This window comes from Cupriavidus sp. UBA2010 (assembly GCF_002335265.1).
Classification (GTDB): Bacteria; Pseudomonadota; Gammaproteobacteria; order Burkholderiales; family Burkholderiaceae; genus Cupriavidus; species Cupriavidus metallidurans.
The window spans coordinates 98,991-117,972 of the sequence record NZ_DDCI01000032.1; the positions used below are offsets into that span (position 1 = coordinate 98,991).

The window sequence follows — 18,982 nt, forward strand, 5'->3', positions numbered from 1 at the left end:
CATCCACCGCCGTCGGCCGTGTGCCGCCGGCTTGCCATTCGATCCGGAGTCAGACAAACATGTCTCTGTTTAATATCGGTCTGTCGGGCCTGAACGTGGCGCAGAACGCGCTGACGACCACTGGCCACAACTTCAGCAACGCCGCGACTCCGGGCTACACGCGCCAGAGCACGATCGTCGCGTCGGCCGGCGGCCAGTTCACGGGCTCCGGATTCTTCGGCCAGGGCTCCACCACTGTTACCGTGCAACGCGTCTACGACGGCTTCCTGACCGGCCAGCTTCGCACGGCCACATCGGCCAGCAGCGAGCTGTCCACGTTCTCGAGCCAGATTTCGCAGATCGACAACCTGCTGGCTGACCAGAACGCGGGTCTGGCCCCGCTGATGCAGAAGTTCTTTGCCGCCGTGCAGACGGTATCGGACACGCCGGGCGACACCGCGGCGCGGCAAGGCATGTTGTCCGCCGCCCAGGCGCTGACCGGCCAGGTCAAGGCGTCGAGCGACTACTTCAAGCAGCTTCAGGACGGCATCAACACGCAGCTCACGTCGTCGGTGCGTCAGGTCAACGACTACACCAAGCAGATCGCCAGCCTGAACAAGCAGATCTCGCAACTGACCGCCGCATCGGGCGGCCAGCCACCCAACGACCTGCTGGACCAGCGCGATCAGGCCGTGTCCGAGCTGACCAAGCTGGTGGGCGCGAAGGTCGTGGTGCAGGATGGCAATACGTATAACGTCTTCGTCGGTAACGGCCAGCCGCTGGTGATGGGCTCCGAATCGTACGATATGACCGCGGTGCCGTCGGCCGCGGACCCGAGCCGCATCACGATCGGCTACACGCTGCCCAACGGCAACACGGTGCAGTCGGAAGATGGTTCGGTGACCGGTGGCTCGATTGGCGGGCTGCTGCGCTTCCGCAGCCAGTCGCTCGACCAGGCGCAGAACGCCATCGGCCGCCTGTCGCTGGCGATTGGCCAGGTGTTCAACAACCAGCACAAGCTCGGTATCGACCTGAACGGCGCAACGGGCACCGATCTTTTCTCGCTGGGCCAGCCGACGACCTACGCGAACGCGAACAATAAGTCGAACGCGGTTGCCACGGCCACGATCACCAACGCCGGCAGCCTGACTACCAGTGACTACTCATTGAAGTTCGACGGCACGAACTACTCGCTGACGCGTCTGTCGGACAACACCGTCGTGTCGACGTCAACCTCGTTGAACGGCATTGCTGCGGACGGCATTTCCGTCAGTCTCAACGGACCGATGAGCGCCAACGATTCGTTCCTGATCCAGCCGACACGCAATGCCGCGGCAGGCTTTGGCACGCTGATCACGGACCCGGCCAAGGTGGCCGCCGCTTCGCCGGCACGCGCCGACGCCAGCACGCAGAACACCGGATCCGGCACGGCCCAGCTCAGTGGCGTGGCGCAGGGGTTCACGCAACTGTCGGGCAAGATCACGGCCACCTACACAGGCGCTGGCTATACGTTCACCGATGCCCTGGGCAACGTAGTGACCCCGACCAGCACCGCCGCCAACGGTACCGGTACCGACTACACCTTCAGTGGTCTGACCTTCCATTTCGACGGCACGCCGAAGGCGGGCGACACGTTCACGCTGTCGAGCAACTCCGGCGCGACGGCGGACAACGGCAATGCCCTGGCGCTGGCCAAGCTGCAGACCGCCAAGACCATCAACGGCACGTCCAGCTTCAACGACGCCTATGCGTCGCTGGTCAACCAGGTGGGCAGCGATGCCAAGTCGGCAAGCATTGCCTCGGAGTCGCAGGACAGCATCACCACACAGGTAACGTCGGCACAGCAGTCGGTGTCCGGCGTGAACATGGACGAAGAAACGGTGAACCTGCTCAAGTTCCAGCAGCTTTATCAGGCGAATGCGAAGGTCATCCAGACCGCCAGCACGATCATCGACACGCTCCTCAGCATCGGCTGACCGGGCCACGTCCTCCACTGACAGTTCAAACGGATACGAAGGAATCACGCCATGCGCGTCGCTACCTCCACCCTGTACCAGCAAGGCCTGGCTTCGATGAACAACCAGCAGTCCAAGCTGCTGTACGTGCAACAGCAACTTGGCACTGGCCGCCGCATCCTGACACCGTCTGATGACCCCGTGGCCGCCACGCGTGCGCTCGGCGTCGCCCAGGCCCAGTCCGTGAACGGGCAGTACGCCACGACCCGCAAGCAGGCCAATGCATCGCTGGGCCTGGAGGAGAATACGCTCCAGTCGGTCACGACCACGATCCAGAATATCCAGTCGCTGCTGGTGAACGCCGGTAACGGCACGATGAGCGACACAGACCGCGCGTCGCTGGCCACGGCGTTGCAGGGGCAGTACGATCAGCTTATGGGTCTGGCCAACGCCGACGACGGCAATGGCAACTACCTGTTCGCGGGCTTGCAGGCCAACACGGTACCGTTTGCGAAGAACGCCGCCGGCGCGGCTGTGTACCAGGGCGACAACAGCCATCAGCTGCTGCAGGTGGACGTCGCGCGCCAGATGGAATCGGGCAATACAGGCGCCGAAGTGTTCATGAGCGTGACGACCAACGCCGGCTACGTGCTCAATGGCAATGCCGGCAACGCCGGTACCGCCACGTATGGGCCGATCTCTGTTTCGGATCCGACCAACCCGCTCTATGGCACGCCGCTGAAGCTGACCTTCCAGCCCAACGGCACGACAGGGGCAATGGAGTACCAGGTATCGAACGCCACTACGGGAGCGGCGATTGGCACGGTCCAGCCCTACACTGATGGCACGCCCATCAACGTGGGCGGCGTATCGTTCACGGTCAAGGGCACGCCGGCCGCTGGCGATTCGCTAACGGCCGTGCCAGCGCAACAGGCCGGCGCGGACATCTTCGCGAACCTGCAGAACGTCATCAGCGCGCTGAAGAAGCCGATCGACACCGGCACGAACACGGATGCGGCCAGCGCCAACCTGCAGAACGTGCTGGCCACCGGCATCCGCCAGATGGGCAACTCACTTGACAACGTGCTGACGGTCCGCTCGTCGGTGGGCTCGCGCATGCAGGAACTCGACGCGCTGGACACGATCGGCCAGAACCGCGATCTGAACAGCAAGTCCACGCTGTCCGACCTGCAGGATCTGAACTACGCGTCGGCCATCACCGAGTACTACCAGCGCCAGACTGCGCTCCAGGGCGCCCAGCAGTCGTTCATGCAGATCCAGGGGATGAACCTGTTTCAGTACCTGAGGTGATCGGGGCTCCGTTCGCCATTTGCGGGTTGGAGCAATGAAGAAAACATAAGTGCAAACAGCACAAGCTACAGCTGTTGAGCACACCAAAAAAAGGCTGTAACCCTTGTCCAGCAAGGCTTGCAGCCTTTTTTTTACGAGACGCAGTGCTCGTCTCAGACAGCAACGGGCTGTATCGCGTCGGTTGACAGGGTCTCGAGCCACGCGTTGCCAGCAAGCCTCCGACCCGACTGAGTACATCGAATTGGTTGAGGCTAGCGGAAATGCCGCGAATTCGTACGGACAATCAACAAGCAGCACTGCATCCGAAGACCGACTAAACCGCCTCCGAAAAATGGAAGCATCCCTTGCCGCGCGCCTTTGCGACATACAGTGCGCGGTCGGCGACATTAAGGACTGCATCGGCGCTTTGTCCGTTGGGAGAAATATGGGTAATGCCGATGCTTACGCCAATCGCCACCTTCTCTCCATTGGCCAGCAGATACGGTACAGCTATGTCTCGTAGCAGCCGTTGCGCGAGCGCTTGCACGTCATCACTCTCATGGTGGTGCAGCAAGATGACAAACTCATCTCCTCCAATTCGAGAGACGTGAGTGCCTTCGGGCACCGTCGCTCGCATTCGGCCTGCCACTTGCTGGAGCAGTTCGTCTCCGCAGCCGTGGCCATGTACGTCGTTGACTCGTTTGAAGCCGTCCAGGTCAAGATAGAGGAGCGCGGAGCGCAGTGGGGAACTGGCATTGCACTCCATTGCCGCTCTGATTTCAGCCAGCAAGCTGCCTCGATTCAGAAGTCCAGTCATCGAATCGTGGCGCGCGCGGTGTGCGTTCTCGCGCTCCGACTGCATCGTTGCAACCAGCATTGCATGCATGCGAAAGGATGCACTCGTCATGCTGGCCACGTAGACGGGCAATTGAATCAGTGTCAGAAGGAACAGCGGTTCACGTGCGACGATTGCACCAAGGCAGCATGGACCCAGAGCCAGTAGAATCATTAGCCCGCTCATCCTGGGTGCCCCGAAGTTCCGGAAGCAAATGCCACCAATCATTGCAGCGGAAGAAAGGCATGCCAGGGCGGCAGCGAGCCAGTTTCCGCTTGTAATGCTCAGGTAGGCTCCCAATCCTACGCTAAAGGCCCACGCCAGACTAAACACCAGGTGCAAGTCGGTATGGGTCGACCGCGCCGTACGCGCTCGTCTCCGCGCCGAAACCAAGATGCTGATTCGAGCGATGCAAATCAGGCACTCCAATCCGAACCATGCAAAGAATGCTGGGCGTTGGATATGCCAGGCTATCAACGCAGCGACTAACAGCGTGTTGATGACCCCGCCAACGAAGATGGACAACGTCCCGAACAAGCTTCCGATAAGCGCACGCTTGATGTCAGTAGGGACGTCTCTGTCTGTGTCCGTAAGCCATCTTGTTATCTTCCAGCGCGGCAGCGTGAAGACCTCGGTCGATTGTGGCATTGGCTTGTGGGTTGGGGCATACGATTTGATATTGTGCCAGACGGCTCCCTGTTCGCCTTGCACTGTCCGACTCGCCGAGCCAGGTTTTGAACGCGTAGCGCGATGCGCGCCAGACAGCGATCTTCAGCGTAAGTCCCTGGATTCGAGGGAATCAAATGAACATGGGATGCGAAGGGAAGCAGCGACCTTACTCGTTTCCCCGGTGTCCGTGTGCCTTATGGCTTCGCGTTCCGGTCGCTACTTGTGACCTTGCCACGCGATGTCATCGTCTTCGTCATACGCGGGGGCGAATATGGCGTGCGCCCATTGAGGGGTAGATCGCTCCAGCGCACTACCACGGCGCGGACGCTGAATGCCATAGACAAAGAAATGCTCCCTCGCATCAATCAACTGCCGTTCGATCTGACGAAACTGGCCCATAGATAGCGCAGGCGTGTTCGCAAAAAAGGCGGTTCCATCCCACGGCGATGCACGGGTCCAGATCCACCAAACGTACTTGTACATGCGAGGGTCGGGGTGAATCGGCGGCGCAAAATAGTGGCCGGTACCGGGCTTGTCCGCCCACATGAGGTTGAACTCATCATGGCAAGGCATCCACATGGTGAAAGGCCTCAGTCGGCGCTGCGGTGAACCAACGCGAGCAACCTATTGCCGCGGGCGAACGGGCAACCCCGTGAATCATATGTGAAGTTTCGTTCGACGCTGTATGTGCCCAGCACCTTCATATAGGCGTCGTGGGCAACGCCATTCCCATGCTCTTCCGTGGCGATGAAGCCCATGAGCAGGCTACGTGGATCGCGGATCGTTTCGAGGCGCATTGCATGCTCCGTAGTGAGAACGATCCAAATGGTAGGGACTAATGTGGGCCGGTGGTGTCCAGATTCTCGACGGGCGCCGAGCCATGCTCATAGCGCGACAACGCGCGCTTTAAATGAGCAATCATGCCTTCACGCATATCTGGCGGCGCGACGATTTCCACGGTAGTGCTCTTCTCCAACAGCAGATTGGTTAGCGGCACCGAAGGCACCACCGTCGCCACCAGCAGGAAGCCGCCATCCTCTTCGACAATGGTCTGATCATCACTCAGACGCAATGAACGGAAGGCGTGTTCAATCCGCTTGGCATCAATCATTTCGTTGACTCGGAGAACAAGCTGGACCGGCTTGCCTGCGAAAAACTCCATGCTCTTATCCTTCCGGATATAGGCGTCGAGGTTGAATGCTCGGTCGCGGGTCAGATCGATGCCAGCGGGCGTGGCCTCGATGATGCGGTCCATTCGCAGTGAGAAGATCGAACCCTCGGCCGTGCGGCGCTTGTTCTTGACGATCAGATACCAAAGCGGCCCTTTTTCGATCAAGGCATGGGGGAGGGCGCGATATTGCTTGGGTGCGGACTCGCGCGATGTTCGATAGGTGATATCAAGCGACTCATCGTTGTAGAGCGCGTGACCGACGATTTGAAATAACTCATCCTTGATCGCGGGCGCGACGAGTGGATAGCCCGCATGAAGCCGAGCGGTCTTGTCCAGCCAGAGGCGCGCGGCCGCGAGGTTCGACGCGGTGGGATGCTCTTCGAGGACGTGCGCTGCTGCGATGAAGTCGGCCTCCAATGCTCCGACGACGCTGGCGGGAAGATGACGGTAGGCGAGGTCCCGCAGTGTCAGGAGCGCGATGGCCTCGTTGACAGACGGTCGACGCCCGCCCGGCGTTGGCGACAACGCCTTCCAGACGCGTCCCTTCGTTGCACCGTCCGGCTTCGCGAGACCGCCGTTCTCTAGTTCAGAAAGGGCGCGTCGGATCGTTCTTCTGTCTGCATGTCCTTCGAGCGCGCTTTGCAACTCGCCAGAAGGATATCCGTCGGGGCGGCTCGCCATCAGCTCGAGGGTAGCGATCGCGAGATCGCTGAGTGGCTGCGCGTGGGTGTTGTTCCTCTTCATGACGGGGCGTTCGCTGAATGTGGATGCAATGCTAGCAATATGGACACCATCTGACCAGATTCACGAATAGCATCAGGGCAACTCGATCTTTGACGCCCCGTTAGCCCAGCTATCCCGCCATTCCAAAGAGGGGTATCGAGTATCGGGCAATGGGTCGATATGCCTCTGGACAGGGACCATTCCCAAAGTCGGCTGGATGAAGGAAAGGAAGGTGCTTTCTTTCGCTTCAAGGACAAGGCTGACGACCAGAGGCCCGAATCACTACTTATCAAGAACAGAAAGTAGGACGATTTCTTCTCTGGCAAGGGATTGCGCGTGATGCGAATGATCATGTTTCTGCTAGGCCTGTTTGCGATTGTCTGCGTGCTGTATGGCATTTCAGCGGGCGTGCAGACCATCCAACGTGGGCTTACGCGGTTGCTCAACAATGGGCGCAACGATGAGGCAACGGCGGCATTGCCTGCGCCCGTTACGTTGGAGACCACCGAGTCCGTGAACGCGAAGGAGGCTGCTCCATCGTGTCAGGGCTATATCGGCGAGCTGCGCGAGCTCTATGAACTGCACAAGCAAGGCGCGCTTACCAAGGAGGAGTTTCAAGACTGGAAGCGCCATCTGCTGTCCGCCATGCATTCAATGTCAAGTGTCCGCAGAAGCGGACACTTCCGTGATATCCCCTAAACCTGAAAGGTTCCAAATCATGCCTCTGCCATTCATCATCGGTGCCGCCGCACTTGTCACCGCTGCTTATGGTGCCAAGAAAGGCTATGACGGCTATCAAAAGCACTCAGAAGCTGACGAGATCGTCAAGGATGCTCAGGCCCGTTACGAACGCAGGAAATCTGCGGTCGACACCCAGGAAGAGAAAACGACTGTCGCGCTCGACCTGTTGGGCAAGAAAGAGTTGGAGATCGGCAAGAGCATTGGCGAATTCAAAACCTTGGCCGACAAACTCCTGCAGCAACTCAATGCCGGGCGGGATAACAAGCTGAACATCAGCATTCCCAAGCATGAGCTGCAAAAGATCGAGAACTACAGCATCACAGCTATCAGTGTTCTGGGCACAGCGGTTGGGGCGGGTGCTGCAGGTGCTGCGGTGGGATTCGCTGTTTATGGCGGCGTCATGGCGCTAGGTGCGGCTTCCACCGGCACTGCCATCTCAGCGCTATCTGGTGTGGCTGCCACCAATGCCACCCTGGCGGCCTTGGGCGGCGGCGCGCTGTCGGCGGGCGGCCTGGGTATGGCCGGCGGCACGGTCATTCTGGGCGCTGCAGTGGCAGCGCCTGTGCTCGCCATTGCTGGCTGGGCTTACGATAGTCACGGCGAGGAAGCCCTTATAAACGCCCGCAAGGCCAACGACGAAGTCAGCCGCGCCGTTGAAAAGCTGATGAAAGCCAGCGAGCAGCTTGCGAAGACTGAAGTCTACGCTCGTAAGATCAAGGTCGAATTGACCACGATTTCCGGGCAGTTCCAGCACTATTTCGACACGCTCAAGGACATCAACCGCTTTGTTGATGACATCAAGGGCAGGAACGTCGACGTAGGCGCCGAGATCGAAAAACTTGGCGACGATGTTCTCCGGGTCATCGAGAACGGTTATGCGCTGGCGGCAATCCTGGTGAACCTCATCATCGTTCCAATTTTCAGACCTGCAAAGATCAACGGCAAGGTCGTGCATAACAAGGACGGTGTGCCAGAAATGGAGAAGGATGCCGATGGTTCCATGATCCTCAACGATGCCGAACTGGATCTGGCCTTGCGCCAGGCCGAGTCTCAGGCAGGAAACATCGAGGCGGCTCGTTCCTGAATTGCGTGCGCCGCGATTGGCGCGGCACACGATTCGCTCATCTCAATCACAAGAAAACATGTCCACCGCAGTCGCCAACTACCCTTGGGCCGAAGAGCTCGAGAAAACCGTGGTCAACAGTCTGGTCACCACGTTTGGCCTGGATTTCCTTCTGTTCAAGGACAAGGTTGGCGGCGACGTGGACACAGTCCATAACGTACGTCAGGGCATCTGGGGCACGGAAAAGGAACAGCAAGCCTTCGAGCAGCGCGGCGCTTACGATGGCACGGCGTATCACACGCATCAGAATTACATAGCGACCGGCAAAAAAGACAAGGCCCTGCATCAAGCTGGGCAACTGAACGATGCCTATCGCGGTCAAGTCATGGCGATGGACGAGCAACGCAATCTCGACCATATTATTGCCGCCAAGGAAATCCACGACGACGCTGGCCGGGTGTTGGCAGAGCTCGACGGCGTGGAGTTGGCCAACCAGGGCAGCAACCTGCAAACGACGCTGGAAACGATTAACAAGTCCAAGAAACAATCCCCCATCGATGACTATCTGAAGAATCTTTCCAGGCTCGTCGAAGGTCATGAGAAAGACTTGGCCAGAAAGCAGGAGAAATTGAGCAACCTGCCACGCGAGACCCCCGAGCAGCGGCACAAGGCGGACGTTCTCGAAGAGAAAATCAGAAAGGCACAGAAGAAGATAGAAGGCCTCAAGTCTATCGATGCTGATGCAATGCGAAAGAAAGATCAGCAGGCTCGAAAGAAGTACGACGGAGCAATCGATCGTGCTTATTACGGTGGCAGCAAGTTCATGCAGCAAACTGGCGTTGCTGCGGGTCTTTCCGGCTTCAAGATGGGCACTCGTCAAATGCTTGGGTTGGTCATGGCGGAGGTCTGGTTCGAGCTACGCACGCAAGTTCCGACTATTCTGGACACCCTTAAAAAACAGTTCAGCTTCGAGAAGTTCGTCGAAGACATCCAGAGCACTTTTCGGGGTATCTGGCGTCGTATTCGATTGCGCTTCAAGGACTTCCTGACCAGCTTCAAGGACGGTGTTTTTGGTGGCATCGTATCTAGCCTGACGACCACGGTTTTCAACATCTTTGCCACCACACAGAAGGCAACGATCAAGATCATTCGGGAGATCTGGGGCCAGTTGTGCAAGGCGTTCAAGCTGGTCTTCTTCAACCCTGAAAAGCTGGGTTTTACTGATTTGTGCAAGGCCGTCATGGGCATGCTGTCAGCGGCCGCGGGCGTGACGGTGGGCTCGATCGCCCATGCGCAATTACTGCCGTTGTGCAACTTTCCGTTCGGCGCTGAACTGGCGTCGTTTGTGGGCGCTTTGGTAACCGGCTTGGCAACGCTTGGGTTCACATATGTCTTGCTGCACAGCAGCGTGGCGCAACGGGCTTGGGCCCGTCTCGAATCCATCATGCCGCATGCGGATACGGTGAAGAAGTACCAAGCCATCAATGCCGAGCTGGATGACTATCTGACCGAGTTGGCGCGTCAGGAATTCAACATGGACACGGAGGAGTTGGCGGCGTTTTCTCGCGACTTGTCCGCTTGCAACGATGAAATGCAGCGCGGTCTCGTTCTGAAAGATGAAATCGCCAAGCAGGGCATTGAGTTGCCCTACGAAATGGGCAACGCGACGAGCACACGTAAATGGCTGGCGTCCCTGGCGAAGTGAACACGCCGATTTCGCGCGCATTTCCCTGTACGCAGTGCGGGCGTTGCTGTGAGAACGTTCATCTATCCGACGAAACACTCTTCCTGGATCGTGGTGACGGAACATGCAGGCACTACCACGCAGCGAGCAAAGCCTGTTCCATCTACAGCGAACGCCCGGACATTTGCCGGGTAGATCGGATGTATGTATTGCGATATGCGCGCCTGCATACTTGGGATGAATTCATTGCTTTGAATCTGCACGCGTGCGACCAGCTCCAATCGCTGGCCAGGCAATAGCTACTGCTCGGAGCGAGATTCGCACACGTTGTGCGGTGGTTTCGTACGCCTGCTTCTGGCGGGCAAGCACCTGTCGAACCCGAGTTCCGCTACGCCGGCGCCAGGAGGTCGGCGCCGCCCCTGAACTGCCAATCGACCCAGTGCAGACACAATGGCGGCTTTCAAGGCAGAACGGCATCCGGTTCACCACGGTTGTCGTGCGGTACGTTAAGGAGGGAGGAAGCTCAGGTTGCGGGTGCGATTGATTCGCTTCTTCGCCGGTCGCGCAGTTGTTCTCCCTGGTGGAATAAAAGCACTCCTTGCCTCACCAGTAGAGTACAGTGGCTAATGGAAGCCGTAACGGCAACGGAGCCTGCACGACGGGGGCACTGGCCAGACCGATTGTTAATGCCGCTGTGGTGATCTGTCGCGAAGGCGGACATCGCCGGAGGCGAGCACGTTGTGCTTCGCTATGCCGAGGACATCATCAACGGCGCAATTCTCGGCCAATCCCTTGTTTCACTCTGAGCGTTGTTGTCGTCAACAGGCATTCTCAACACAGCCCATGACGTAACTGGGCAACAGCGGCGCTACGCCGCATGGAGCAGTCGTGAGCATTGCCAGTATCAGTAACGCCCCACCCTTCGCCTTCTACAAGGGCTTCGACCTCTATCCTCTGGTCTACAAGAACCAGCCTGTTCAGACTTGGCCGCGAGTCAAGCCGGACGGCAGGTTCAATGCATCGATCGTCATCTGCCGGACGGGATATCGCCCCGGTAGCGAACATACCCGCGTTTTCCGGCTTGAGAATACGCTTTGGGAGAACATCGGTACCGCGCGCAGGGGAGCGGTGCAGTTTGGCGAGGACATCATCAACGGACTGGTCGCGGGCGAATCCGTTGTTTCGCTCTAGCGTCGAGAGAATCATCCTGCTGGCGTCTCCAAGCGCGTATGCTGGTACTGCCGCACCTTGGCAAGCAAGGTAATCAGGAGCAATACCATGGCTAAGAGTCAACTACGCAGCACTCGCGAAGCAAAAAAGCCCAAGCAGCCCAAGAAGCCAGCCGTGCCGGGAACCCCATTTGGCACGACGCATTCGCGCGTTGGAAACGAAGGTGTCGCCAAGAGGAAGACGTAAATCGGTGTGCCGCGGACACGCGGCACAGTGATCACGCGTAACTTGTAACGTACACCGCGGGGAGTCGAAATCTCTATATTGCGGGCGCATACCGCTTCGGGAGGCGCATCATGATCCATCACAACACTGACCCCACTTTCCGGGGGCTGCCGCTCACCGCCGAGCAAGACTCGGAGATCCGTCACTACCTGAACAGGAAGAGCAGGCTGGGCAAGCCATGGAATACGCCGGAGTTGCGAGGGATGCTTGAGGACATGCTGCTGCCGCCAAGTACCGAGGACGACAGCCAGACCGATATCCCGCGCGACGCATTGGCTGCAGCAGAGCGCGCAGCCGCGTTCGTCGATCAGGACATGGAGCCAGTCGAGGCATATGAGGAATTGCATGCCGCGATGGAAGCCGAGAGCATGAAACGCGATACGCATTAGTTGGGGCGCATCGCGGTGGTAGTGTGCGCGCAACGCGGTCAATCAAAGGCGTTGGACACAGGACGACACATGACACTTACCTTTCCCAATCCAAGCCGCACCTATGATGAGGCCAAGCGTGGCGTGTGGTTCTGGGGTTATGACAACACAGGCGAGATTACCTTCCTGGTGGAGGATCGCGTACTGATGAGTTTCGACCCCGCGCTCGGTTCCGGTGAAGCAAGGATGCTGGACTCCTTCGACCGGCATCGCGATGAGATCCTGCAGATCGCCATGGACCTCTATGCCAAGGGGCGACAGACTCTCTACACGCTGCACTGATGGAAGGGAGGGTGGCGCCATTCGTCGCCTCCACGGAGTGTGCAGTCGACTGGTTGAATCTCCGGCCCTCCACGGTTGACTGATCACACGGCGCGCGTCGCAGCCACAGCCTTGATCTCGATGAACAGCGTCGGCCTGGCCAATGCGGCCACACCCAGTATCGTCCAGGCCGGTGCATCCGCTTTGATGTATCGGTCCTTGATCTCACGGAACGCCGTGAGTTGCTTGTCGATATCGACGTGATAGCTGACCAGCTCAACCAGATCCTCAAATCCAAGGCCAGCCGCCTGCAGAATCGCGCCCAGCCTCTGGAATGCGAGATCGATCTGCTCCTCCACATCCACAGGCACGGTCCCGTCTGCGCGAATGCCGATCTGGCCAGCGATGAATAGCAGGCCGCCTGCCGCAACAGCCGGCGCGTAATTGAAAGTCTTGAAAACCTGGGTGCTGCCGAGAACGGGGTGCGGATCCGCAAGGGTGATTGTCGTCTTGGATTGCATGGTGTGTACCTTGAAGATGTGGGAACCGATGGGCGGGCCGCGCCGAACCTGATCCTGATCCTGATCCTGCTCCAGGAATTCGAACAGCGCCTTGAAATCGCCTTGAAATCGCCTTCGCCAAAGCCGTCCTCACTGCGCCGCTCGATGCGATGCGGCAGCGTGATCGCTGGCGTTATCAAGACCCGGTGATGGGCTTGTTACGCCTAACTCCTGCCGGACCTCGCACTCGATGATGGGGATGCCGTTGAATCAAATACCTCGGGCTTGAGGGCAGGCTTGTGCCGTCAGCGTCGAATGTTAGCGCGCTACAAGCTGCGCCTGTTGATATGTGATCGCATTGAAATGAGCCGAATGCGGCGCCTGGCTGCCGCTAGATGGGACTGAAGCGATCGCCATCGAGCCTGCTCGGCCGGTCTCAGGCGCATACGGCGCTGACGGCGACCCGGTACCGCGGACTTTGCATCCAGAAGTTGTGGGGGGTGCCACGATTGCCCTGTATTTATACCCAGATATAAATTTCATCCCTCGCCGCGCGCTGCTGATGTGCGTCGTTGGCGAACGAGGGATAGGGCGTCAGGTGGCCGTCCGTCCCGCGGATCAGCAGGTGTTCCCAGCCACCCCTCTGGCAAAGTCCACGATCGCAATCTGGTCCGCCAGCGATGCATCGCCGATCACGGCAGCCCAGCAAGCCTCCGACCCGTGTGTGGTTCGCCATTCGTGAAGCCGTCGCGTCAGCAACTGCAGATCAAACTCCTCCGTCACGCCGATCGCGCCGTGCAGCGCATGGGCCGTCGCGGCAATTAGTTGCACCGCTTCGCTGCTACGAGACTTTGCGACAGCCGCGGCCAGTCGCAAAGGTTGGGTCCCCGTGGTGGCGAAGGCGATCTCGGCCGCCACCGTGACGGCGGCTATGTGCTCGGTCATGACGGCGAGTTGATGCTGGACCGCCTGATATTTGCCAATGGCGCGCCCGAACTGGGAGCGATCCTGGCAGTACTGGAGTGTCATTTCCCCGACGCGTGCCGCGGCGCCAGCGATGAGCGCGGCGTGCAGGGCGGCTCCCCACGTCTGCACGTCCGCCGCGTCGACGCCGGGTAGCGGCGTGACCGGTTGGGCGGCGGGCCAGCGCAACATCGCGCACTGGCTGCCGCGAACACCCGAAGCCTCACGTTGCGCGCTGGCGCAATCGAGCAGCAGGAGGCCATCGGCGCTGCCCGCGATGACGTAATCGGCAATGGTGCCGAAGGGGGTATAGGCACAGACCAGCGAACCATCGTTGTCGAGCCGGCACGACTGGGCCAGCGTCACCATGCCCGTGGGCACTGTCGCCCCGGCGCGCGCGAGCAGGGCCCGGGCCACGATGCTCTGCGCCAGCGGCACCGGCACCGCGTGGCGGCCGATCGTCGTGAGGATGGGGAACAGGTCGGGCAGCTCCAGTGCCGCGCCGCCCGCTGCTTCCGGGGCCAGCAGTTCCAGGAAACCGGCTGCGGCGAGCGCCTGCCACGCGGGCGCGGCGTTGCCACCGAACTCGATGGCGCGAACGGTCTCAGGTGTGAATTGGTCTTGCAGGATGGCGTCGATGGCTTCCACGAACATATCAGGTGCTCCTTAGCGCAAGCCCAAGCTGCGGGCAATCATCCCGCGCAGGATCTCGCGCGTGCCGCCACGCAGCGAGAAGGTTGGGGAAATCTGGCTGAGATAGGCCACGGTCCGGTACAGCACGGGATCGGGCGGCGAATCGGGGTCGGCGGACATCGCGCTCTCGACGTAGGCCGGAATCGCCTGTTCGAGCTCCGTGCCGAGATCCTTGACCAGTGCGGCTTCCACTACCGGGCTCTCGTGCCGGGCCAGTTTCGCGGTCACCGCCACAGACATGCTGCGCAGCGTGGCAATGTGCGATACGAAGCGGCCCAGTGCCGCGGATTGTTCGCGCGTGGCGCCGTGACGGCGCAGATGCGTTGCCCACAGGTCGAGCAGCACCATGCTGGAGTAGATGCGCTCTGGCCCACTGCGCTCGAAAGCGAGTTCGGCGTTGACCTGCTCCCAGCCACTGCCCTCCTGGCCAACCAACGCATCGTCGGCCAGCACGACGTCGTCGAAGACGACTTCGGCGAAATGCGCGTCGCCGGTCAGGTCGTGGATCGGGCGGATGCTCACACCCGGCAGCGACAGGTCGACGATGAATTGCGAGAGCCCTTTCTGCTTGTCTTCGGGTGCGCCGGAGGTACGTACCAGCGCGATCATGTACTGGCAGTGGTGGGCGTTGGTGGTCCAGATCTTCCGGCCGTTCATGCGCCAGCCTGTCTCGGTCCGCACGGCGCGACTGCGCACGCTGGCAAGGTCGGAGCCGGCGTTCGGTTCGCTCATGCCGATGCAGAAGAACGCCTCGCCACGGCAGATGCGCGGCAGGTATGCCAGCTTCTGTGCCTCGTTGCCATAGCGCAGGATGAGTGGGCCGCTCTGGCGGTCTGCGATCCAGTGCGCGGCCACCGGAGCCCCGGCACTCAGCAGTTCTTCCACCAGCACAAAGCGGCGGAAGGCATCGAGGCCGGCGCCGCCGCAGGCTGGTGGCAATGTCAGTCCCACCCAGCCGCGCGCGGCCAGGCGGCGGCTGAAATCGGCGTCGAAGCCCATCCACGAGCGGGCGCGCCGATCGGCCGGCACTTGCGGGAGGTGTTCGGCAAGGAACCGCTTGACTTCGGCACGAAAGGATTCTGCTTCCGGCGGAAGTTGCGCGAGACGAAATGTTTGCAATAGTTGGTTCAACGGAGACTCCTTTGCCGTGACGCTTTCTACTTGCCCTGGAACACTGGCGTGCGCCGCGCAGCGGTAGCGGCGACACCTTCGGTGAAATCGGCGGTCTGGACCTGCCATTCCTGCTCCGATGCTTCGCGGTCCACCGCCGCGAGCACGGCATCCGCCAGGCCCTGGCGCAGCGTATCGCGCGTGGACATCAGCGCGAGGGGCGCGGACGCGGCGATCTCTTCCGCCAGCGCCACGGCGTGCTCGAGTACCTCGTCTGCGGGGGCAAGCACGTCGGCAAGACCGATCTCGACCGCCTTGCGACCGTCGATCCGCTTCCCGGTGAACAGCAGCATCGCCGCCTGCTGGGCACCGATAAGACGCGGCAGCGTTACCGACAGTCCAAAGCCCGGATGAATGCCGAGTCGGTTGAAGTTGACGGCGAAGCGCGCCGTTTCGCAGGTAACGCGGAAATCGGCGACCAGCGCCAGCCCCACGCCACCGCCAATGGCCGGTCCGTGCACGGCGGCGACAATGGGCTTGCGCGTGCGAAACAGGCGCACTGCGTGGCGATACAGCCGCCGGGGCAACTGCGGGTCGGTCTGCCCGCCAGTGAAGTCCGCACCGGCGCAAAAGGCCTTGCCATGCGATGCGAGCACGATGGCGCGGCAGGATGGATCGGCATCGAGTTGCTCGAAGCACTCGACCAGATTTCGGATCAACGCTTCGTCGAAATAGTTATGGGGTGGGCGGCACAACTCGACAATGGCGACGTGCTCCTTGCGGCGAACGGCGATGTCCGGATAGTCATGATTGGTCTGCATAGGTATCTCCTTTCGTTGGAACACGGGCTCCGAGGGCATTGCTGGGCAGTGCTTCGACGTCGACAGTCGGCGTGGCGCTGTGCGGAACCGCTTCATGACGCAAGACGCTGGAAAGGGAGGCTGCCGCGCGTCCGGCATCGGCCATCAACCGGGCAACGATGTCTCCCGCCGGCTCGATATGGTCCGCGAAGCCGCCAGCTGGCCCCAGCGATACGATTCCGGCTTCCACGTCGCCGGATTCGTAGACGCGTTCGCGCGTGCGCGCCGACAGGATCAGATCGCCGAAATCGGCATGCGCGCGCGCGCCCTGTGCTTCGAGCTGCTGCACAGCCCGGGCGGTGTCGTTGTCCAGAACGCGCCACGTATCGCCCAGCGAGTCGAGAATCGTGACCGAGCAGTGCTCGTCCGCTGCGACGATACGAGCCTTCAGCGCCCGATGCGCGATGATCTCCTCCGCCACCATGAAGCGGCTTCCCATCACCACGCCGTCGGCGCCCATCGCCAGCGCGGCGGCGATCTGGCGGCCACTGCCGATGCCGCCACCAATCACCAGCGGCACGCGCACGTGGTCCAGCGCAAACGCACCATTGACGAAGGCGGACAGCTTGTTGGCGCCAGGGTGGCCACCTTCCTCGAGGCCCACCAGCGCCACGGCGTCCACGCCAAGCCGCTCGGCTGACAACGCGTGACGCACACTCGGGCACTTGTGGATCAGTACGCCGCCGCCACGCTGGATCGGCGCGACCAAATCGGCTGGCGAATTGCCGGCGCTTTCGAAATGACGCACGCCTTCGTCAAGCGCGATGCGAATCCAGTCCTTTACGGCATCGTTGTGGCCGACCCGGCGCGCCAGGGTCAGGTTGACGCCGAACGGCCTGCCGCCGGTCAGTTCGCGGCAACGGCGCAGATCCCGTCGCAGCGCGTCGGGTGTGGCGAACGAGCGCGCTGTGATGAAGCCCATCGCCCCGGCGTTGACAACCGCCGCCACCACACCGGATTCGCCGAGATGATGCATCCCGCCAAGGAGAAGCGGATGACGGATGCCGAACAGGTCGGTCAGACGCGTGCGGAACGGCGCGGCCGTCATGATGCCTTCCAGTAGCGTTCGCGCAGCGAGGCCTTGTAGAGCTTGCCGGTCGGCAGACGGGGCATTGCGTCGATAAAGTCGACCGAGCGCGGAACCATGTATTTCGCTACCCGCGTGCGCAGGTAGGCAAGCAGCTCTTCCGCCAGTTCCGGGGTCGGGCTGATGCCGGCCGCCGGTTCCACGATGGCCTTGACCTCCTCGCCCATCTCGGGATTTGGCACGCCGATAACGGCGGCGTCGCCCACGCTGGGATGAATCACCAGCGCATCCTCGATCGCCTGAGGATAGATGTTCACGCCGCCAGAGATGATCATGAACGCCTTCCGATCCGTCAGGTACAGATAGCCGTCGGCATCCACGCGCCCGACATCGCCGACCGCCGTCCAGGTCGGATGGCGCGGGTGCTGCGCGGCGCGTGTCTTGTCCGGATCGTTGTGGTAGTGGAAGGGCAGCGCCTCGCGCTCGAAGTACACGGTGCCGGTTTCTCCGGCAGGCAGTTCGTTGCCATCGTCGTCGCAGATGCGGATGCTGCCGAGCAGTGCCTTGCCGACCGATCCCGGGTGGGCCAGCCATTCCTGCGTGTCGAGGCTGGTCGACCCGTTGCCTTCGGTCGCGGCGTAGTACTCGTGCAGGATCGGCCCCCACCATTCGATCATGTCGCGCTTGGTTTCCTGCGGGCATGGCGCGGCGGCATGAATGGCGACGCGATGGCTCGACAGGTCGTACGCGGCGCGCGTGGCGTCATCAAGCTTGAGGATGCGAATGAACATGGTCGGCACCCACTGGCTATGGGTGACGCGATGACGTTCGATCATGCGTAGTGCGTCTTCGGCGTCGAACTTCTCCATGAAGATGACGGTGCCGCCACCGAACTGCGTTTCCAGACCGTAGCCCAACGGTGCCGTGTGGTACAGCGGAGCCGGTGACAGGTAAACGGTATCGACGCCGAAGCCGTAGCGGTCGAACTGCGGTCGACGCGCCGACCCCGAGCCCTCGGTGACCTTGCCGGCGGGCTGCGCGCGGATGATGCCCTTCGGACGACCCGTAGTGCCCGAGCTGTAGACCATCGTCGCGCCGAGCCACTCGTCGGCCAGCCGCTCGGCCGGATACGCGGCGACGGCGTCTTCATAGCTCCGCCAGCCGGGCATGGTGCCGTCGATCATCAGCCGCCCGACGTTGGCCGGCATGATGTCGCCCAGCTGCACGGCAAGGTCGCGCATGGCCCACGAGGTCACGACTACGCGCGCGCCGCTGTCCGCGATGATGTAGGCCGCTTCCGGCGCGGTCAGATAACGGTTGACCGGCGTGACCAGCAGGCCCGAGCGCAGGGCTGCCCAGCAAACCTCGAAGCAGCGGATATTGTTCTCGAGCACCATGGCGAAATGGTCGCCACGGCGCAGGCCCAGCGCGTACAGGTATTGGGCGAAGCGGTTCGAGCGCTCGTCCAGTTCGCGATAGGTGAGCCGATCCCCGGTGGTGCCGTTGATGACGGCGGGCTTGTCGGGTGTCAGCGTGGCGTGGTCGCCGAGGTATTTCGGGGTCATCGTCATGGCG

The 18,982-nt window shown here is 61.1% G+C and carries 20 protein-coding genes; 10 read left to right on the top strand and 10 right to left on the bottom strand.

All coding sequences use genetic code 11. The annotated features are described in order from the left end of the window. Positions 1-59: 59 nt before the first annotated feature. Together flgK and flgL are read left to right on the top strand one after the other, a co-directional pair. Positions 60-1,955: a flagellar hook-associated protein FlgK gene (flgK, locus tag B2246_RS22930; protein WP_008641171.1), complete on the top strand. Its 1,896-nt coding sequence runs from the start codon at positions 60-62 to the stop codon at positions 1,953-1,955. Positions 1,956-2,006: 51 nt separating this feature from the next. After that, positions 2,007-3,245 carry a flagellar hook-associated protein FlgL gene (gene flgL, locus B2246_RS22935; RefSeq protein WP_008641172.1) on the top strand — a complete coding sequence of 413 codons (1,239 nt, stop codon included), beginning with the start codon at positions 2,007-2,009 and terminating at the stop codon, positions 3,243-3,245. Positions 3,246-3,558: 313 nt separating this feature from the next. Here flgL and B2246_RS22940 read toward each other — a convergent pair whose 3' ends face one another. The 4 genes from B2246_RS22940 to B2246_RS22955 all read right to left on the bottom strand — a co-directional run bounded on the left by B2246_RS22940 (position 3,559) and on the right by B2246_RS22955 (position 6,643). Beyond that, positions 3,559-4,233, bottom strand: a complete 675-nt coding sequence (locus tag B2246_RS22940) for a GGDEF domain-containing protein (protein WP_234706902.1) — start codon at positions 4,231-4,233, stop codon at positions 3,559-3,561. Positions 4,234-4,944: 711 nt separating this feature from the next. Next, the gene (locus tag B2246_RS22945) at positions 4,945-5,274 is read right to left on the bottom strand and encodes a hypothetical protein (protein WP_234706903.1); all 330 of its coding nucleotides are present in this window, start codon (positions 5,272-5,274) and stop codon (positions 4,945-4,947) included. Positions 5,275-5,318: 44 nt separating this feature from the next. Next, on the bottom strand, positions 5,319-5,525 hold the full coding sequence (locus tag B2246_RS22950; protein WP_286881196.1) for a hypothetical protein: 207 nt from the start codon (positions 5,523-5,525) through the stop codon (positions 5,319-5,321). Between the two features lie 38 nt (positions 5,526-5,563). After that, positions 5,564-6,643, bottom strand: a complete 1,080-nt coding sequence (locus B2246_RS22955) for a helix-turn-helix transcriptional regulator (RefSeq protein WP_008641180.1) — start codon at positions 6,641-6,643, stop codon at positions 5,564-5,566. 324 nt (positions 6,644-6,967) lie between these two features. Here B2246_RS22955 and B2246_RS22960 point away from each other — a divergent pair, with 324 nt between their 5' ends. The 7 genes from B2246_RS22960 to B2246_RS22990 all read left to right on the top strand — a co-directional run bounded on the left by B2246_RS22960 (position 6,968) and on the right by B2246_RS22990 (position 12,275). Beyond that, the gene (locus B2246_RS22960; protein ID WP_234706908.1) at positions 6,968-7,321 is read left to right on the top strand and encodes an SHOCT domain-containing protein; all 354 of its coding nucleotides are present in this window, start codon (positions 6,968-6,970) and stop codon (positions 7,319-7,321) included. A gap of 19 nt (positions 7,322-7,340) precedes the next feature. Further along, positions 7,341-8,447, top strand: a complete 1,107-nt coding sequence (locus tag B2246_RS22965; protein ID WP_286881195.1) for a chemotaxis protein — start codon at positions 7,341-7,343, stop codon at positions 8,445-8,447. Between the two features lie 58 nt (positions 8,448-8,505). After that, positions 8,506-10,131, top strand: coding sequence for a hypothetical protein (locus B2246_RS22970; RefSeq protein WP_286881193.1), 1,626 nt, complete (start codon positions 8,506-8,508; stop codon positions 10,129-10,131). Next, the gene (locus tag B2246_RS22975) at positions 10,107-10,409 is read left to right on the top strand and encodes a YkgJ family cysteine cluster protein (protein WP_080709612.1); all 303 of its coding nucleotides are present in this window, start codon (positions 10,107-10,109) and stop codon (positions 10,407-10,409) included. Before B2246_RS22970 ends, B2246_RS22975 begins: the two co-directional genes overlap by 25 nt. A gap of 589 nt (positions 10,410-10,998) precedes the next feature. Next, the gene (locus B2246_RS22980) at positions 10,999-11,301 is read left to right on the top strand and encodes a hypothetical protein (protein WP_035880780.1); all 303 of its coding nucleotides are present in this window, start codon (positions 10,999-11,001) and stop codon (positions 11,299-11,301) included. A gap of 335 nt (positions 11,302-11,636) precedes the next feature. Then, on the top strand, positions 11,637-11,954 hold the full coding sequence (locus B2246_RS22985; RefSeq protein ID WP_008641189.1) for a hypothetical protein: 318 nt from the start codon (positions 11,637-11,639) through the stop codon (positions 11,952-11,954). Between the two features lie 69 nt (positions 11,955-12,023). After that, positions 12,024-12,275: a DUF1488 domain-containing protein gene (locus tag B2246_RS22990; protein WP_008641190.1), complete on the top strand. Its 252-nt coding sequence runs from the start codon at positions 12,024-12,026 to the stop codon at positions 12,273-12,275. Between the two features lie 83 nt (positions 12,276-12,358). Here the strand turns inward: B2246_RS22990 and B2246_RS22995 are convergent, their stop codons facing one another. Beyond that, complete coding sequence (locus B2246_RS22995; RefSeq protein ID WP_008641192.1) at positions 12,359-12,775, bottom strand: RidA family protein; 417 nt, start codon at positions 12,773-12,775, stop codon at positions 12,359-12,361. Between the two features lie 3 nt (positions 12,776-12,778). On the opposite strand from B2246_RS22995, the gene B2246_RS23000 reads away from it, so the two are divergent. Beyond that, positions 12,779-12,964: a hypothetical protein gene (locus B2246_RS23000; protein ID WP_286881190.1), complete on the top strand. Its 186-nt coding sequence runs from the start codon at positions 12,779-12,781 to the stop codon at positions 12,962-12,964. Between the two features lie 408 nt (positions 12,965-13,372). Here the strand turns inward: B2246_RS23000 and B2246_RS23005 are convergent, their stop codons facing one another. Genes B2246_RS23005 through B2246_RS23025 form a run of 5 tightly spaced genes read right to left on the bottom strand, consistent with a single transcriptional unit; the run spans position 13,373 to position 18,978 of the window. Next, a complete protein-coding gene (locus B2246_RS23005) occupies positions 13,373-14,371 on the bottom strand; it encodes an acyl-CoA dehydrogenase family protein (RefSeq protein ID WP_035880785.1) in 999 nt (332 codons plus the stop codon). A 12-nt stretch (positions 14,372-14,383) separates the two neighbouring features. Continuing rightward, positions 14,384-15,541, bottom strand: a complete 1,158-nt coding sequence (locus B2246_RS23010; RefSeq protein WP_035880788.1) for an acyl-CoA dehydrogenase family protein — start codon at positions 15,539-15,541, stop codon at positions 14,384-14,386. A 26-nt stretch (positions 15,542-15,567) separates the two neighbouring features. Continuing rightward, positions 15,568-16,341, bottom strand: a complete 774-nt coding sequence (locus B2246_RS23015) for an enoyl-CoA hydratase/isomerase family protein (RefSeq protein WP_008641206.1) — start codon at positions 16,339-16,341, stop codon at positions 15,568-15,570. Further along, a complete protein-coding gene (locus tag B2246_RS23020; RefSeq protein ID WP_286881189.1) occupies positions 16,325-17,428 on the bottom strand; it encodes an NAD(P)H-dependent flavin oxidoreductase in 1,104 nt (367 codons plus the stop codon). The genes B2246_RS23015 and B2246_RS23020 overlap by 17 nt, the downstream gene beginning before the upstream one ends. Then, positions 17,425-18,978: an acyl-CoA synthetase gene (locus tag B2246_RS23025; protein WP_286881188.1), complete on the bottom strand. Its 1,554-nt coding sequence runs from the start codon at positions 18,976-18,978 to the stop codon at positions 17,425-17,427. Before B2246_RS23025 ends, B2246_RS23020 begins: the two co-directional genes overlap by 4 nt. Positions 18,979-18,982: the final 4 nt, after the last annotated feature.

What these genes read in the sequence shown, in the direction of transcription:
- flgK (WP_008641171.1), top strand. Translation starts at nt 60, where the DNA reads ATGTCTCTGTTTAATATCGGTCTGTCGGGCCTGAACGTGGCGCAGAAC.
- flgL (WP_008641172.1), top strand. Translation starts at nt 2,007, where the DNA reads ATGCGCGTCGCTACCTCCACCCTGTACCAGCAAGGCCTGGCTTCGATG.
- B2246_RS22940 (WP_234706902.1), bottom strand. Translation starts at nt 4,233, where the DNA reads ATGATTCTACTGGCTCTGGGTCCATGCTGCCTTGGTGCAATCGTCGCA.
- B2246_RS22945 (WP_234706903.1), bottom strand. Translation starts at nt 5,274, where the DNA reads ATGTGGGCGGACAAGCCCGGTACCGGCCACTATTTTGCGCCGCCGATT.
- B2246_RS22950 (WP_286881196.1), bottom strand. Translation starts at nt 5,525, where the DNA reads ATGCGCCTCGAAACGATCCGCGATCCACGTAGCCTGCTCATGGGCTTC.
- B2246_RS22955 (WP_008641180.1), bottom strand. Translation starts at nt 6,643, where the DNA reads ATGAAGAGGAACAACACCCACGCGCAGCCACTCAGCGATCTCGCGATC.
- B2246_RS22960 (WP_234706908.1), top strand. Translation starts at nt 6,968, where the DNA reads ATGATCATGTTTCTGCTAGGCCTGTTTGCGATTGTCTGCGTGCTGTAT.
- B2246_RS22965 (WP_286881195.1), top strand. Translation starts at nt 7,341, where the DNA reads ATGCCTCTGCCATTCATCATCGGTGCCGCCGCACTTGTCACCGCTGCT.
- B2246_RS22970 (WP_286881193.1), top strand. Translation starts at nt 8,506, where the DNA reads ATGTCCACCGCAGTCGCCAACTACCCTTGGGCCGAAGAGCTCGAGAAA.
- B2246_RS22975 (WP_080709612.1), top strand. Translation starts at nt 10,107, where the DNA reads ATGGCTGGCGTCCCTGGCGAAGTGAACACGCCGATTTCGCGCGCATTT.
- B2246_RS22985 (WP_008641189.1), top strand. Translation starts at nt 11,637, where the DNA reads ATGATCCATCACAACACTGACCCCACTTTCCGGGGGCTGCCGCTCACC.
- B2246_RS22990 (WP_008641190.1), top strand. Translation starts at nt 12,024, where the DNA reads ATGACACTTACCTTTCCCAATCCAAGCCGCACCTATGATGAGGCCAAG.
- B2246_RS22995 (WP_008641192.1), bottom strand. Translation starts at nt 12,775, where the DNA reads ATGCAATCCAAGACGACAATCACCCTTGCGGATCCGCACCCCGTTCTC.
- B2246_RS23005 (WP_035880785.1), bottom strand. Translation starts at nt 14,371, where the DNA reads ATGTTCGTGGAAGCCATCGACGCCATCCTGCAAGACCAATTCACACCT.
- B2246_RS23015 (WP_008641206.1), bottom strand. Translation starts at nt 16,341, where the DNA reads ATGCAGACCAATCATGACTATCCGGACATCGCCGTTCGCCGCAAGGAG.
- B2246_RS23020 (WP_286881189.1), bottom strand. Translation starts at nt 17,428, where the DNA reads ATGACGGCCGCGCCGTTCCGCACGCGTCTGACCGACCTGTTCGGCATC.
- B2246_RS23025 (WP_286881188.1), bottom strand. Translation starts at nt 18,978, where the DNA reads ATGACGATGACCCCGAAATACCTCGGCGACCACGCCACGCTGACACCC.